This window comes from Pseudomonas entomophila L48 (assembly GCF_000026105.1).
GTDB lineage: Bacteria > Pseudomonadota > Gammaproteobacteria > Pseudomonadales > Pseudomonadaceae > Aquipseudomonas > Aquipseudomonas entomophila.
Map to the genome: position 1 here is coordinate 4,008,641 of NC_008027.1, position 15,281 is coordinate 4,023,921.

Below are 15,281 nucleotides of genomic sequence, written 5' to 3' on the forward strand. Positions count from 1 at the left end.
GTAAGAGCCGTCTGACATACAAACGCTCAATTCATACGCCCGTTTGATTCGGGTGTGCACACATTCTCCGAAAAGAACGGCGTTGTCAAATGCTCACGCACACGGTGAAAACGCGACTTTGCAGTCACTCTCTACTGGCTGCGGGCGAAACATGATGACAGTGATTGCCGACCATTCATGTCAGCGATAGCCGACCCGTAAACGAGGAACGTCGCATTTTCCCAAACACACCCAGCAACGGCAGCTACACTGGCTCCTCACTACAAAGTTCCGGCCTGCCTGGCCTTTTCTGCCCTGCAGAAACGACAACGGGGCGCACGCGAGCAGTGATGCTCGCGTGCGCCCCGTTGTCGTAATGGTCGTTCAGGCCAGGGTGTCGAGGGCCTGGGCAATATCCTGCAAAACAGATTTTTCGCCCCGCTCGCTCCAGTACAGCGCGATCATGCGGCTGTCGGCCTCGAGCTTGTAGACGGTCTCCGGCAAGCGGGCCAGGACGTCGAGGTGGCGCGGGTCGGCGCAGGGTTCACGCCACTGGTTCCACCAGACACCAGGGGTGACCTGCCAGTAGCACCAGCTATCCTCATGCCCCTTGCGCCGCGCCCGGTGGTACTGCGGGCACGGGCTGGGGGGTTCCTGTTCCAGCCAGTGCGGCCACTGCTGCGGCGCCAACTGCATGGCCAGCCCCATGCGGCGCCCCTCCAGGCGCAAGTTCATCTGCTCACTCTGCTTGCGCGAAGGGCGCAGCCAGGCGAGCGGGCTGAGCACCACCGCAAGGATTGACACCACCAGCCATACCGTCATATCTGTAGACCTTATAAAGCGTTGCAAATGAGCGGGTTAGTCAGGATTCACGGAAGACCCGCACGAAAGCGACCATACTTCTTCTATCGCGATTGTCAGGAGTCATGCTCATGTCCTACGAACACCTTCTGGTCGCCGTCGACCTGACCGAAGAATGCGACCCGGTGATCAAGCGCGCCAAGGCCATTGCCCTGGCCAGCGGCGCCAAGGTCTCGCTGGTGCACATCGTCGAACCCATGGCCATGGCCTTTGGTGGCGACGTTCCTATGGACCTCTCGCAACTGCAACAGCAGCAGTTCGACCAGGCCAAGGAGCGCATGGACCGCCTGTTCAACAAGTACCCGGATATCAACCGTGGCGATTCGCACCTGGTCTACGGCCAGCCGCGCCAGGAAATCCATCAACTGGCCAAGGATCAGAACTGCGACCTGATCGTGGTCGGCAGCCATGGCCGCCATGGCCTGGCGCTGTTGCTGGGCTCGACCGCCAATGACGTGCTGCATGGCGCGCCCTGCGATGTATTGGCGGTACGCCTGCTGAAGAAAGAATAAGCATCGCCGACCTGCTCGCCGGCAAGCCGACTCCTATACAAACCCCGTAGGAGCCGGCTTGCCGGCGAACTGGCCGATAACAAGGCTCAGCCTTCGAGCTCGGCCCAGCGCTCCACCAGGGCATCCAGCTCGCCCTGCAATGTCTCGAGCTTGGCCAGTACCGCCGAAGTCTCGCCGATCGGGCGCTGATAAAAGCCCGAGGCATTGACCTCTTCCTGCACCGCAGCCATCTTCTGCTCCACCGCATCGATCTGCCCTGGCAGCGCTTCCAGCTCACGCTGCAGCTTGTAGCTGAGCTTTTTCTTGCTGGCGTCCACCACCGGTGTGGCAACCGCTGCCACGGCCACTTCCTCCACCGGCTTTTCCACCACGGCGCTGTTGAGCTCAGACTTGCCACCCTTGCTCTCGGTCACCCCGAGCAGCTTCGGTGAACCACCCTGGCGGATCCAGTCCTCGTAGCCACCCACATACTCGCGCACCCGCCCTTCACCTTCGAACACCAGGGTGCTGGTGACCACGTTGTCGAGGAAGGCCCGGTCGTGGCTGACCATCAGCACCGTGCCCTTGTAGTTCGACAGCACTTCTTCGAGCAGCTCGAGGGTTTCCACGTCCAGGTCGTTGGTCGGTTCGTCCAGCACCAGCAGGTTGGCCGGCTTGCTGAACAGCTTGGCCAGCAGCAGGCGCGCACGCTCGCCACCCGACAGCGCCTTGACCGGCGTGCGGGCACGCTGGGGGCTGAACAGGAAGTCGCCGAGGTAGCTGAGCACGTGGCGGCTCTGGCCATCGATCTCGATGAAATCGCGACCTTCGGCCAGGTTGTCGATAACGGTCTTTTCCAGGTCGAGCTGGTGGCGCATCTGGTCGAAGTAGGCGACTTCCAGCTTGGTGCCGCGCTCGACCTTGCCGGACGTCGGCTCCAGGTCACCCAGCATCAGCTTGAGCAGGGTGGTCTTGCCGGTACCGTTGGCGCCGAGCAGGCCGATACGGTCCTCGCGCTGCAGCACCATGGAGAAGTCCTTGACCAGTTTCGGGCCATCCTTGTGCGCGAAACTGACATCCTCCAGCACCATCACCTGCTTGCCGGACTTGTCCGCCACCTCGATCAGGATATTGGCCTTACCCTGGCGTTCACGGCGCTCGCCGCGCTCCACGCGCAGGGCCTTCAAGGCACGCACGCGGCCTTCGTTACGGGTGCGGCGAGCCTTGATGCCCTGGCGGATCCACACTTCTTCCTGCGCCAGGCGCTTGTCGAACAGCGCGTTGGCCGTAGCTTCGGCGGCCAACTCAGCCTCTTTGTGCACCAGGAAACTGGCGTAATCGCCGTTCCAGTCGATCAGCCCGCCACGATCCAGTTCGAGAATACGCGTGGCCAGGTTCTGCAGGAACGAACGGTCGTGGGTGATGAACAGCACGGCGCCGTTGAAACCGCTCAACGCCTCTTCGAGCCAGGCAATGGCACCGATATCCAGGTGGTTGGTGGGCTCGTCCAGCAGCAGCAGGTCAGGCTCGGACACCAGCGCCTGGGCCAGCAGCACGCGGCGGCGCCAGCCACCGGACAGCTCGGCAAGGGTCTTGTCGGCGGGCAACTGCAGGCGGCTCAAGGTGCTTTCGACCACCTGCTGCAGGCGCCAACCGTCACGCGCCTCCAGCTCATGCTGGACGTGCATCAGTTTGTCGAGGTCGTCATCGCCCTGGATGTTCTGGCTCAGGCGATGGTATTCAGCCAGCAGTTCACCGACGCCGTCCAGGCCAGCCGCGACCACATCGAACACGCTGCGTTCGTCGGCCACCGGCAGCTCCTGCGGCAGCTCGCCGATCTTCAGGCCCGGGGCACGCCAGATCTCGCCATCGTCAGGCTTCTGCTCGCCCTTGACCAGGCGCAGCATGCTCGACTTGCCCGTGCCGTTGCGGCCGATGATGCACACCCGCTCGCCACGGGCGATCTGCCAGGACACTTTGTCCAACAGCGGCATGGCGCCGAAGGCGAGGGACACATCGCTGAATTTGAGCAGGGTCATGATCATCTCCAAAAACCGGGCGCGCATTCTACCTGACTTGCCCCCTCGCGGCATCAGGCAAGTCACCGCTGGCGGCACGACGTCGGATAACAACTCGATACAAGCACAGTGCTTTCACCCGCTGCCGGCAAACGGCTAAGCTAGGCAGTAATACCCAACAGTGCTGGCTTCGCCGTCACTCTCTTATGGTTCAACTGCCCGGACGTATCATGCGCAGCCGCCTGTTACAACTTGCTTCCTGCCTGCTGCTCGCCGCCACCACCGCGAGTGCCGCACAGGCCGTCGACATCACCCAACAGCGCCAGTACTACGACGAGGCCAAGCGCGCCCTGGCAAAGGGCGACAAAGGCCCTTACCTGCGCTATGCCCAGGCACTGCGCGACTACCCGCTCACGCCCTACCTCACCTACGACGAGCTTACCGCCCGCCTGAAGACCGCCAGCAACGAGGAGATCGAAGGCTTCCTCGCCGCCCACGGCGACCTGCCCCAGGCCAACTGGATGAAGCTACGCTGGTTGCGCTGGCTGGCCGAGCGCGGCGAGTGGAACACCTTCGTCAAGTACTACGACCCCAAGCTCAACTTCACCGAACTGGACTGCCTCAACGGCCAGTACCAGCTGACCCACGGCCTGCGTGCGGAAGGTTTCGCCACCGCCGACAAGCTGTGGAACGTCGGCAAGTCGCAACCGGCCACCTGTGACACGTTGTTCGGCATGTGGGCCGCCGAAGGCCAACTGACCGAGGCCAAGCGCTGGCAACGCTTGAAACTGGCCGCCCAGGCGCGCAACTATGGGCTGGCCAACCAACTGGCGAAGACGCTCACCACCCTCGCCCCCCAAGGCAAGTTGCTGATCGATGTGGCACAAAAGCCTGAACTGCTGAACCAGCCATCACGCTTCACCCCCGTCAACGAGGCCATGTCCGACGTGGTCAGCCTCGGCCTGCGCCGCCTGGCGCGCCAGGACCCGGACCAGGCCATGGCGCTGCTCGACGACTACGCTCAACGCATGCACTTCTCCCGCGACGAGAAAGTCGCCATCGCCCGTGAGATCGGCCTGACCCTCGCGCGCCGCTACGACCCGCGCGCGCTTGACCTGATGACCCGCTACGACCCAGAGCTGCGCGACAACACCGTCAGCGAATGGCGCCTGCGCCTGCTGTTGCGCCTGGGCCGCTGGGAAGATGCCTACGAACTGACCAAGCGCCTGCCCCAGGACCTGGCCAGCAGCAACCGCTGGAAGTACTGGCAGGCCCGCAGCCTGGAACTGGCGCAACCGAACAACCCACAGATTCCGCTGCTGTACAAGACCGTGGCTCGCGAGCGCGACTTCTATGGCTTCCTGGCCGCCGACCGGGCGCAGACCCCCTACCAGTTGAACAACAAGCCGCTGGTTCTCAGCCAGCAGCTGATCAACAAGGTCCGCAACACGCCGGGTGTGCGCCGCGCCCTGGAGTTCCACGCCCGCGGCCAGGTGGTCGAGGGTCGCCGCGAGTGGTACCACGTCAGCCGCCACTTCAACCGCGACGAGATGGTGGCCCAGGCCCGCCTGGCCTACGAGATGCGCTGGTACTTCCCAGCCATCCGCACCATCAGCCAGGCCCAATACTGGGATGACCTGGACATCCGTTTCCCGATGGCCCATCGCGACACCCTGGTGCGCGAAGCGAAGGTCCGCGGCCTGCATTCAAGCTGGGTGTTCGCCATCACCCGCCAGGAGAGCGCCTTCATGGAGGATGCCCGCTCCAGCGTAGGTGCGAGCGGCCTGATGCAACTGATGCCAGCTACCGCCAAAGAGACTGCGCGCAAGTTCAGCATCCCGCTGGCGTCGCCGGCCCAGGTATTCAACCCGGACAAGAACATCCAGCTCGGTGCCGCCTACCTGAGCCAGGTGCACAGCCAGTTCAACGGCAACCGCGTATTGGCCTCGGCCGCCTACAACGCAGGCCCAGGCCGGGTGCGCCAGTGGCTCAAGGGCGCCAAGCACTTGAGCTTCGACGTGTGGGTCGAGTCAATTCCGTTCGACGAGACACGCCAGTACGTGCAGAACGTGCTGTCGTATTCGGTCATCTATGGGCAGAAGCTCAATTCACCGCAGCCGCTGGTGGATTGGCATGAGCGGTACTTCGACGATATGTGATCAGGTGGCGCTGATCGGCGAGACTTCTGTAGGAGCGGCTTCAGCCGCGATCACCCGCGAAACGGGTGCCAGGCACCGCGGTGTTCGAATCGCGGCTGAAGCCGCTCCTACAGGTACGGCGCAGATCTACTCGATGACCTGAACGCTCATCCCCACCTTTAGTTCACCCTCGCCATCCACCGCCAGGTTCTGACCGAACAGCACATCCCCTTCCCGTTCGCGGAAAGTCTTCAGTGTGGTCAAGGGTTCGCGGTCCGGGCTGCGCTCCCCGGTAGCCGGGTCAAGCGTGGTCAGTATGCAGCGCACGCTTGGCTTGAGCGCGCGGAAGGTCATGTCTCCGATGCGGATACGCCTCCAACCATCCTCGGCGAACGCCTCTGCCCCCTCAACGACAAGGTTCGGCCGAAAACGTAGCATTTCCATGGGCCGCCCGACGCGCCGACTCAACTCATCGAGCGATGCCTGGCCGATCAGCAACAGGGGAAAACCATCGGGAAAGGCCGCACGGTCGCTGTTCAAGCCGTAACCGCTGGGCAGGTAGCGTGCCCGCTGTTCGGGGCAATGCACCAGGCGCACCGACTTGCCAAGCACCTCGCTCAACCAAGCGGCGGCAGCATCACCGGCATCGGGCACGCGCAAGGTGTCACGCCAGATCGTCACGCCACGCAAGGCGTCATCGGCAGCCGGCTGCGCCACCTGCAACGGCGCAAGCCCGGCCGTCTCGAGCCGTAATCCGCCATCCGTCGCATGAAGCGCCTTGATCTGGCCAAGCCGCGGCCAAGCGCGCTGGGTGAGGAAGCGGCCGTTTTCCGCTTCCACCACCATCCAGCGCCGATCACCCTCCAGCCCCAGGTTGCTGACAGGTGAAGCCTGCAGGCTCTGTGCCTGCGCCGACTTCACCGGATAGCGATACAACGCACTGAGAATCATCCTTGCCTGCCTTGCGCCCGAGAAAAAACCAAGCTTATACCGGACGGCGCAGGCGTGCAGGCATCAGGCCGAGACGTTGTCCATGCTCAAGCGCTGGCGCACCACATCCACCAACCGGTCGGGCTGGAACTTGGAGAGGAAGTTGTCACAGCCGACCTTCTTCACCATGGACTCGTTGAAGCTGCCCGACAACGAGGTATGCAGCACCACATACAGGCCGCGCAGGCGTGGGTCGCTGCGGATCTCGGTGGTCAGGCGATAGCCGTCCATCTCGGGCATTTCGGCATCGGTGAAAATCATCAGCAGCTTTTCGCAAACGTTCTCGCCCGCGTCAGCCCAGCCCTTGAGCAGGCGCAACGCCTTGAGGCCATCGCTGGCCACATGCAGCTTCACCCCCAGTTGCGACAGGGTGTCGCGCAACTGCGCCAGGGCCACGCTGGAGTCGTCCACCAGCAGCACCTCGCGGCCGCGGGCGCGTGCCAGCACCGGATCGTCCAGTTTGTCACGGGAAACCTTGGCGCTGTAGGGGACGATCTCGGCCAGTACTTTCTCCACGTCGATGATTTCGACCAGCTTCTCGTCGACCTTGGTGATCGCTGTGAGGTAATGCTGACGACCGGCACTGGTCGGCGGCGGCATGATCGATTCCCAGTTCATGTTGACGATACGGTCGACACCACCCACCAGGAACGCCTGCACCGAGCGGTTGTATTCGGTCACGATGATGGTGCTGTCGGGGCTGGGCTGCAGCGGGCGCATGCCGATGGCCTGGGAAAGATCGATCACCGGCAGGGTCTGGCCGCGCAGATTGACCACGCCACAGACGAAGGAGTGACGCTGCGGCATCAGGGTCAGCTTCGGCAGCTGCAGCACTTCCTGGACCTTGAACACGTTGATGGCGAACAGCTGCCGACCCGCCAGGCGGAACATGAGGATTTCCAGGCGGTTCTCACCTACCAGTTGCGTGCGTTGGTCTACCGTGTCGAGAATGCCGGCCATGTGGACAACCCCCTGGCTTGAGTCGGGAAAAATGATTGCATCCACCCTGTATCGGCGGATACTTGCGTAGCTTGACCCCCGGTGGAAAAAGCTGCGCAGAGCGATTGATATCACTTTACCATCATGCTTTACTGCCGCCACACCTGCCGCCTTGCTCCCCCTCATCGAACGAGCCCGCCAAAACCACATCAGGGAAACCCCTAGTGGCAATCGGGTGCAACCTGATGTTCGCAATATCCATTAGCCATTAATGTGACGCCATTCTCAATGCATGAACGGAGTCAGGCTTTTGCTAGCGATCGTCTCGGTGTGGCCAACCCTTGCCCCGGCCCTGCACGCTGGAGCGTCATGATGGACAGCACGCCCCAGAACTGCACGGCCTTGCAGGACTTTTTGCTGGATGCACAAGACCTGCTCACGAAGTCCCAGGAATGCCTGCAGCACCTGGAACTCATCGACAACGACCCAGATGCCTGCCAATGCCTGGGGGAAACCCTCGACCTTCTGGCCCGCCGGGCGGATTTGCTTGGCTTGCTCGAAGTCGCCCACTACACCCGCACCCTGCAACAATTGCTCGCCCCGGCATGCAATCAACGGCACCTGCGTGGCGAAGCCCTGCCGGCACTGGGCGCCTGCCTGACACTCCTGGCCTGGCAACTGGAGCTGGTCGACCCTCGGACGGGCCGCCTGGGCATGGATATGCAGGAGCAGCACCTGCTGCTCAGCGACCTGGCCACCTCGCTGGGGCAGCCCGCCGCGCAATTGTGCGCACCGTGCCAGGAAGTCGGTCGCTTCTGCGCCCATCCGCACACCCACGGATTCGACAACGACGGCGTGACCACCACGCCAGACTGCAATCACTGACCGCTTTAGCGGGCGGCAACTTAGTTCACTGCAACCAACTTGTGAAAGTTGCATGAGCGCCCTGGATGCGCTCTAGCGAGGGCATTCTTAGTTGCACTCACAGAGAAGGAAGCGCCACTCGGTACTGGCACTCTGCTAGTTGCACCTCCACCCCTCCGTTTCTCGCCAGCCCAGAAATTCAGAGGTTTCAAGCAGTTGCACCCCCGCGACCAAACCAGACCAAAGTGATAACATGCGTGCATTCGAACATGCGCACCGTGGATAGTGGGCGATTGAACGCGTGCCCGGCGCTTTATTGAGAGCGGGACGCCAAAGCTCTGGCCAGACATGTGCAATGCCCACCAACAGCAATAACTCAGTGGCCTCCCTCTCTATGCTTCCACGCTTGAAGATTCTCCAGCGTAGCCGCTCCAGAGCTGTCCTGCTCCGATGGGCGACCACACTGCTATGCGTGGTTTCGCTCACAGCGAACCTGCTGTGCTATCTACGCGGCCAGCCGCTGCCAACCGAATTGCTGCTGTTGCAGCTGGCGGCGATGATCGGTGTGGGCTGGCATTTGCGCCATTGGGCACGCTCCATCAGCTTGCGCCCCGCCGAACTGGCTGACCGGATGCTCAAGGTGCAGGAAAGCGAACGGCAACGCCTGAGCCGTGAACTGCACGACGATATCGGCCAACTGCTGACCGCCGCCAAGCTGCAGGTCGATTGGCTGCATCGCCGCGTACCCACGGAGCTACAGGCCCACTGCGGCACCCTGCGCAGCACCCTGGACCACACGTTGAGCAACGTGCGCGACGTTTCCGCCATCCTCAACCCCCGGCAATTGGCCAGCCTGGGCCTGGAAGCCAGCCTGCGCGCCCATTTGCTGCGCACACTGGAAAACTGCGACGTGCACTGGAGCCTGGAGTGCCACCAACGCCTGGGCGGCATCAGCGAAGATGTGGCCATGGCGGCCTTCCGTATCACACAAGAAGCGGTCACCAACATTCTGCGTCATGCCAGCGCCCGCAACCTGACCATTCGCCTGCAGCGCACACCTGCCGGCCTCGCCCTGACGATCCAGGACGACGGCCGCGGCTTCGTGCCAGCGCCGGACCCGGCCGAAGCCGGGCAACGCGGCATGGCCGGCATGCTCGAACGGGCGACCGCGCTGCAAGGCAGCCTTCACATCTCCAGTCGGCCCGATGAGGGCACCCAGATCAACGCCTTGTTCCCATGGCCACCTCGCAGCCAGGAACGCGCCAGGACCCCCGCCCCCAATGACTTGTAGATTGCTGCTGGTGGATGACCACTCCCTGATTCGCGCCGGGGTCCGGTCGCTGGTATCGGATATTCCCGGGTACGCCGTGATTGGCGAAGCCGAGGATGGCAACCAACTCCTCGACCATGTATTGCGCCTGAACCCCGATATCGTCCTGCTCGACATTTCCATGCGCTCGACCAGCGGGCTCGATGCACTTACGCAGTTGCGCGCAAACGGTTGCACCTGCAAAGTCCTGATCCTTTCCATGCACACCGATCCGGACTTGATCATGCGCGCGCTTGAGAGCGGCGCCCATGGCTACCTGCTCAAGGACACCACCGGCAGCGAGCTGGAGCAGGCCCTGACGGCGCTGCGCAACGACGAACGCTACCTCAGCCCGGCGATCGCCCATACCGTGATCAACCAGGCCCTGATACGCGCGCAAAGCGGCAACGACTACCGCCAGCACTTGACCGCGCGCCAGCTGGAAATCCTGCGCCTGATCGTGCGCGGCAAGTCCACACGGGAGATCGCCGGTGGCCTGGGCCTTTCGATCAAGACAGTGGAGACCCACCGCTCGCAGATCATGAAGCGCCTGCAGATCTACGACGTGGCAGGCCTTGTGCTGTTCGCCGTACGCGAGCGGATCATCAGCCTGGACGACTGAGCAATGGCGAGCCTGCCGGCAGGTGCAGGCGCAAGGCCCCGGGCAGCGCCTCGAAGCGCAGGCTGTCGGCCTGTAGTGGCTCGCCATCGAGATTGATATCCAACCCCTGCGAGCACTTGATTTCGACCCACGCAAGCCGCGCCCGCACGAACAACTCCTCGCCCGCCAGCAAACCGCGCAAGGTCCCTACCACTTCCTGTGGCGCGGGCAGAATGCCGATGTCCAACAGACCGTCATCGACCTTGGCATCCGGACACAGGACGTGTCCGCCGCCCGCTTGCTGGCCATTGCCGATCCCCAGCGCCAGCAATGCTCCCTCCCAGTGGAACCCTGGTCCCTGCAGCGTCACCGAGGCCGCCTGCAACTCACTGAAGCGCGACAGCCCCGTGAACAGGTAGGCCGCCGCCCCAAGTACCCTTTTCAGGTCTTCGGAGGTATTGGCCGTGACTTGGCTACCAAATCCGCCGGTCGCCATGTTCAGGAACAACTGATCCCCTACCCGCCCCAGGTCGATGGACTGCGCCGGCGCCTCCAGCAAGGCCAGGGCCGCGGCAGGCTCGAGCGGCACTCCGGCGGCCTTGGCGAAGTCATTGGCAGTGCCAAGGGGCAGCAGTGCCAGGCTGGCCTGGGTACGGGCAAGCCCCATGGCTTCAGCCACATCGCGCAGGGTGCCGTCGCCACCACCGGCCACCAGCCGACCATAGCCTTGCTCCAGCGCTTCATCCACCAGGCGCCGGGCATCGCCGGCCTCCCAGGTGAGGCGCACGTCCAACTCCCATCCACGCTCGCGCAACTCGCCGACCGCGGCGCGCACCTCATCGTTGGTGGCCTGCTTGCCATGCAGGATCAGCATTGCCTTGCGCTTGCCCATCGTCGTGCTCCATGAAAAAGCCTGTGGTTATCTCGACCACTGCAATTCGAGAATGACTCCTCGGTGCCTGCAAAACGATCAGACGCCCTGCAATTGCCATTGAAAGCCTCGGGCATTGGGTGCATCATCCGACAAATATTTGGCCTTCATGGATGATGCCGCTCATAAAAGTCATTTAATTGACTTTCTGCCGCCAGATGCCTGACAGGTCGTGTTTCATTCATCGCGCTGCCCCCCAGCGCCTGATTTCGAGGCTTTGACTATGAGCGTACTGATCCCCTGCATCATCGCCGGTGGCGCCGGCACCCGATTGTGGCCGGTCTCCCGCGAGGCAATGCCCAAACCCTTCATGCGATTGCCAGACGGCGTCAGCCTGCTGCAGAACACATTCAACCGCGCCAGCCGCCTGCCCGGCGTGGAGCGCGTGCTTACGGTAACCAACCGAGAGGTGTTCTTCCGCACCCAGGACGAATACCGCCAGGTCAACCAACAGCGACTCGCCCTCGACTTCATTCTCGAACCGTTCGGCCGCAATACGGCGCCAGCCATTGCCGCCGCTGCCGTGCAATGCGCGCGCCTGTATGGCGAGGACAGCCTGCTGCTGGTCCTGCCCGCCGATCACCTGGTCGAGGACCAGGCGGCATTCGAGGTCGCTGTCGCGCAGGCGCGCAGGTTGGCCGAGCAGGGTTGGTTGACCACTTTCGGGCTACAGCCGACCCGGGCCGAAACCGGTTTCGGCTACATCGAGCGAGGCCAGGCCATCGATGACGATGGTTATCACGTCGCGCGCTTCGTCGAGAAACCCGACAGCATCACCGCCGAAACCTACGTACAGGGCGGCCGACACCTGTGGAACGCCGGCATGTTCTGCCTGCGCACGGGCAGCTTGCTGGACGCGCTGCATCAACATGCCCCGCACGTGCTGCAACATGTCGAAGAATGCCTGGGGCTGAGCCCGTTCAAGGAGGGTGCGGACCAATGGCAGGTGGAGCTCGACCCGGTCAGTTTCGAGCAGGCGCCGGATATCTCGATCGACCACGCCCTGATGGAGCCTTCCTCCCAAGTGGCCGTGGTGCCCTGTGACATCGGCTGGAGCGATATCGGTTGCTGGGAAGCCGTGCGCGAACTGCGCCCCGCCGACGACCAGGGCAACCACTGCAACGGCGAGACCGTCCTGCACGACGTCCGCAACTGCTACATCGATTCGCCCCGCCGGCTGGTCGGCGCCGTGGGTCTGGACAATCTGATCGTCATCGACACCCCCGATGCCCTGCTGATCGCCGACGCCGCGCGCAGCCAGGAGGTCAAGGTGATCGCCCAGCAGCTCAAGCAAAAGGGCCATGACGCCTATCGCCTGCACCGCTCGGTGAACCGCCCCTGGGGCCTGTACACCGTGCTCGAGGAAGGCCCCAGGTTCAAGATCAAGCGCATCATGGTGCGCCCGGGTGAATCGCTGTCGCTGCAGATGCACCACCATCGCAGCGAGCACTGGATCGTGGTCAGCGGCATGGCCAGCGTGACCAATGGCGAGGACGAATTCCTGCTCGACACCAACGAGTCGACCTTCATCAAGCCTGGTCGTACCCACCGCCTGACCAACCCCGGCGTCATCGACCTGGTGATGATCGAAGTGCAAAGCGGCGAGTACCTGGGCGAAGACGACATCGTGCGCTTTACTGATATCTATGGACGCGCCCCGGCAGCCGCTCTCGGTTGACTGCCTTTGGGCGCGTTTTTTCTTCCCGGGCCATCAACGAGGAATCGGGGCCATGCGCATACTCTGGACTCTGCCCTACCTGCCCTGGCCAACCACCAGCGGCAGCAAGACCCGGCAATACCACCTGCTGCGCGCCCTGGCGCAGCGGGGTCACCGGATCACCTTGCTGGTGCAGTCGAAGATTCCGCTGGGCGATGCCGCGCGCGAGGCCCTGGAGCCCTGGCTGGAACGGTTGATCGTATTGCCCAGGCGCCCCGTGCACAGCCCGCTGAACCTGCTCGCCTCACCCATCATCGACTACCCCATGCGGGCGATCATCAATGGCCTCGCACCCTGTCTGCGCCACCGTTTCGAGCAACTGCTGGACGAACCCTGGGACGTGGTGCAGATCGAACACAGCTACAGTTTCCAACCCTTCGAAAAAGCCCTGCAGGCGCGCGGGTTGCCGTTCATGCTCAGCGAGCACACCCTCGAATCGGTGATGGGCGCGGCCCGTCATGACCGCCTGCCCCTGTGGTTGCGTCCACTCAACGCTTTCGATCGCTGGCGCTACCGGCGCTGGGAGCAACGTGTGCTACGCCAGCCCAGCGAGGTGGTGGCGGTCAACCCCCACGACGCCAACCTGATCGGAGAGATCAGCGGGCGCCCGGTCAATGTGGTGGTCAGCGGTGTGGACTGCGACCACTACCAGGACATTCGCCCGGCGCTGCACAGCCAACGCCTGTTGTTCGTCGGTAATTTCGAATACGGTGCCAACCTCGAAGCCATCGAGTGGGCGCTGGAGGAGATCCTGCCCCAGGTCTGGTTGAGCAACCCGGCGGTGCGCCTGGCCATCGCCGGGCACGCCCTGCCCGCCAGCTGGAAACTGCACTGGAACGACCCGCGCATCGAGTGGGTCGGCTACCGACCCGACCTGCGCGAGCTGCAACGGCGCTCGGCATTGTTCTTCGCTCCGCTGCGCCATGCGGGCGGCTCCAAGGTGAAGATTCTCGAAGCCATGGCCGCCGGCCTGCCGGTGATCACCACCAGCAGCGGCGTGTCGGGGCTGGCGGTCAACAATGGCGAACACTACCTGGGCAGCGACGACAGCGGCCAACTGGCACTGCTGGTCACCCAGCTGCTCAACCAACCCTGGCGCATGTCCCAGTTGGGCGAGGCTGCTCGTCATTTCACCCGCCAGCGCCATGACTGGAGCGTCGCCGCGCAGCAGCTGGAAAACGTGCACATGCGCCTGACCCAGCAGGCCACAGCCGGCGCGACAGCCCTCGGCGGGGCTAGCCCAGCAACTCGCTGAAGGGAATGAAAGGTACGGGATCCCCCTGGCGCGGCGTGCTGCCTTCGCGGACTTCCACCACCCCCTCGGCCCAGGCGGCACTGCGCAGCACGCCTGAACTCTGGTTCTTGTAGATGCGCACGCGACCTTCCTCGATACGCGCCCGCAGGTATTCCCGGCGAACGCCCGGTTTCGGCCAGTCGAAACCGGCCGGCACGCTGAAGCGCAGCGGCGTGACATCGGCCACACCCTGGCGGCGCAGCAAGTAAGGACGGGCCAGCAGGCCGAAGGTGACCAGGGTCGACGCTGGATTGCCCGGCAGGCCGATGACCGGGATGCCCTGGTAATGCCCGAAGGTGAGCGGCTTGCCCGGCTTGATCGCCAGTTTCCACAACGCCAGCTCACCGGCCTCGCGCAGGGCCATGCCCAGGTAGTCGGCCTCCCCGACCGAGACACCACCCGTGGACAGGATCAGGTCGACATCCCCCAGGCCAGTCAGGCACTGACGGGTGAGCGCCAGGTCATCGGCGAGGATGCCCGCATCCACCACTTCACAGCCCAGACGCTGCAACCAGCTGACCAGCAGCCTGCGGTTGCTGTTGTAGATCTGCCCCGGCCCCAGCGGCAGCCCAGGTTCGACCAGCTCATCCCCCGTCGACAGCACGGCCACTCGTGGGCGACGCACCACGTCGAGCCGGGCGAAGCCGAGGGTGGCGGCCAACCCCAACTGGATCGGCCCCAACCGGGTACCGGCGCTCATCACCTGCTCGCCGGCACGGGTTTCCTGCCCCCTGGGGCGCACATTCTGTTCAAGGACCATCGACTCGAGAAAACGCACCCGGCCATCCTCGAGCACCTCGGTGTTTTCCTGCATCTCGACGCAGTCGGCCCCCTCGGGCAGCGGCGCGCCCGTGAAGATTCGCGCGCAGGTACCCGGCTGCAGCGGCGCCGGCGCATGGCCGGCGAAGATCCGCTGGCTGATCGGCAGCGCCTCGCCCTGCCAGTCCGCGAGGCGCAGCGCATAACCATCCATGGCGCTGTTCGGCCAGGGCGGCAGGTCCAGCCCAGCCAGCAGCTCCTGGGCCAGCACCCGGCCTTCGGCCGCTGCGAGCTCGACCGTTTCGGTCTGCCGGATCGGCGCGGCCTCGGCCAACGCCAGTAACCGCTCCAGCGCCTCCTCCACCGGCATCAATGGCCGGGCCTGCATGG

The 15,281-nt window shown here is 63.8% G+C and carries 13 protein-coding genes; 7 read left to right on the forward strand and 6 right to left on the reverse strand.

The genetic code is table 11. The annotated features are described in order from the left end of the window. Positions 1–363 precede the first annotated feature (363 nt). Positions 364–801, reverse strand: a complete 438-nt coding sequence (locus tag PSEEN_RS17190; protein ID WP_011534826.1) for a hypothetical protein — start codon at positions 799–801, stop codon at positions 364–366. A 110-nt stretch (positions 802–911) separates the two neighbouring features. Between PSEEN_RS17190 and PSEEN_RS17195 the strand changes: the two genes are divergently transcribed. Then, positions 912–1,352 carry a universal stress protein gene (locus PSEEN_RS17195; RefSeq protein ID WP_011534827.1) on the forward strand — a complete coding sequence of 147 codons (441 nt, stop codon included), beginning with the start codon at positions 912–914 and terminating at the stop codon, positions 1,350–1,352. An 86-nt stretch (positions 1,353–1,438) separates the two neighbouring features. Here the strand turns inward: PSEEN_RS17195 and PSEEN_RS17200 are convergent, their stop codons facing one another. Next, positions 1,439–3,370: an ATP-binding cassette domain-containing protein gene (locus tag PSEEN_RS17200; RefSeq protein ID WP_011534828.1), complete on the reverse strand. Its 1,932-nt coding sequence runs from the start codon at positions 3,368–3,370 to the stop codon at positions 1,439–1,441. A gap of 209 nt (positions 3,371–3,579) precedes the next feature. Between PSEEN_RS17200 and PSEEN_RS17205 the strand changes: the two genes are divergently transcribed. Next, positions 3,580–5,508: a transglycosylase SLT domain-containing protein gene (locus PSEEN_RS17205; RefSeq protein ID WP_044488279.1), complete on the forward strand. Its 1,929-nt coding sequence runs from the start codon at positions 3,580–3,582 to the stop codon at positions 5,506–5,508. 126 nt (positions 5,509–5,634) lie between these two features. On the opposite strand, the gene PSEEN_RS17210 is transcribed toward PSEEN_RS17205, so the two are convergent. Further along, positions 5,635–6,438 (reverse strand): MOSC domain-containing protein, encoded by an 804-nt coding sequence (locus PSEEN_RS17210; RefSeq protein ID WP_011534830.1) that lies wholly within the window; start codon positions 6,436–6,438, stop codon positions 5,635–5,637. A 63-nt stretch (positions 6,439–6,501) separates the two neighbouring features. Further along, entirely contained in the window at positions 6,502–7,437 is a 936-nt protein-coding gene (locus tag PSEEN_RS17215) for a chemotaxis protein CheV (protein ID WP_011534831.1), read from the reverse strand. A 351-nt stretch (positions 7,438–7,788) separates the two neighbouring features. Between PSEEN_RS17215 and PSEEN_RS17220 the strand changes: the two genes are divergently transcribed. The 3 genes from PSEEN_RS17220 (at position 7,789) to PSEEN_RS17230 (ending at position 10,211) form a co-directional block, all read left to right on the forward strand. Continuing rightward, entirely contained in the window at positions 7,789–8,301 is a 513-nt protein-coding gene (locus tag PSEEN_RS17220) for a hypothetical protein (RefSeq protein ID WP_011534832.1), read from the forward strand. 373 nt (positions 8,302–8,674) lie between these two features. After that, entirely contained in the window at positions 8,675–9,571 is an 897-nt protein-coding gene (locus PSEEN_RS17225) for a sensor histidine kinase (RefSeq protein WP_044488281.1), read from the forward strand. Beyond that, on the forward strand, positions 9,561–10,211 hold the full coding sequence (locus PSEEN_RS17230; RefSeq protein WP_011534835.1) for a response regulator: 651 nt from the start codon (positions 9,561–9,563) through the stop codon (positions 10,209–10,211). Before PSEEN_RS17225 ends, PSEEN_RS17230 begins: the two co-directional genes overlap by 11 nt. On the opposite strand, the gene yegS is transcribed toward PSEEN_RS17230, so the two are convergent. Further along, positions 10,195–11,082 carry a lipid kinase YegS gene (gene yegS, locus PSEEN_RS17235; protein WP_011534836.1) on the reverse strand — a complete coding sequence of 296 codons (888 nt, stop codon included), beginning with the start codon at positions 11,080–11,082 and terminating at the stop codon, positions 10,195–10,197. The two genes, PSEEN_RS17230 and yegS, sit on opposite strands and share 17 nt — an antisense overlap. 262 nt (positions 11,083–11,344) lie before the next feature. Between yegS and PSEEN_RS17240 the strand changes: the two genes are divergently transcribed. Beyond that, on the forward strand, positions 11,345–12,799 hold the full coding sequence (locus PSEEN_RS17240) for a mannose-1-phosphate guanylyltransferase/mannose-6-phosphate isomerase (protein WP_011534837.1): 1,455 nt from the start codon (positions 11,345–11,347) through the stop codon (positions 12,797–12,799). Between the two features lie 52 nt (positions 12,800–12,851). Beyond that, complete coding sequence (locus tag PSEEN_RS17245; protein ID WP_011534838.1) at positions 12,852–14,093, forward strand: glycosyltransferase family 4 protein; 1,242 nt, start codon at positions 12,852–12,854, stop codon at positions 14,091–14,093. Here the strand turns inward: PSEEN_RS17245 and PSEEN_RS17250 are convergent. Next, positions 14,074–15,279, reverse strand: coding sequence for a molybdopterin molybdotransferase MoeA (locus tag PSEEN_RS17250; RefSeq protein WP_011534839.1), 1,206 nt, complete (start codon positions 15,277–15,279; stop codon positions 14,074–14,076). The genes PSEEN_RS17245 and PSEEN_RS17250 overlap by 20 nt on opposite strands. Between the last annotated feature and the right edge of the window lie 2 nt (positions 15,280–15,281).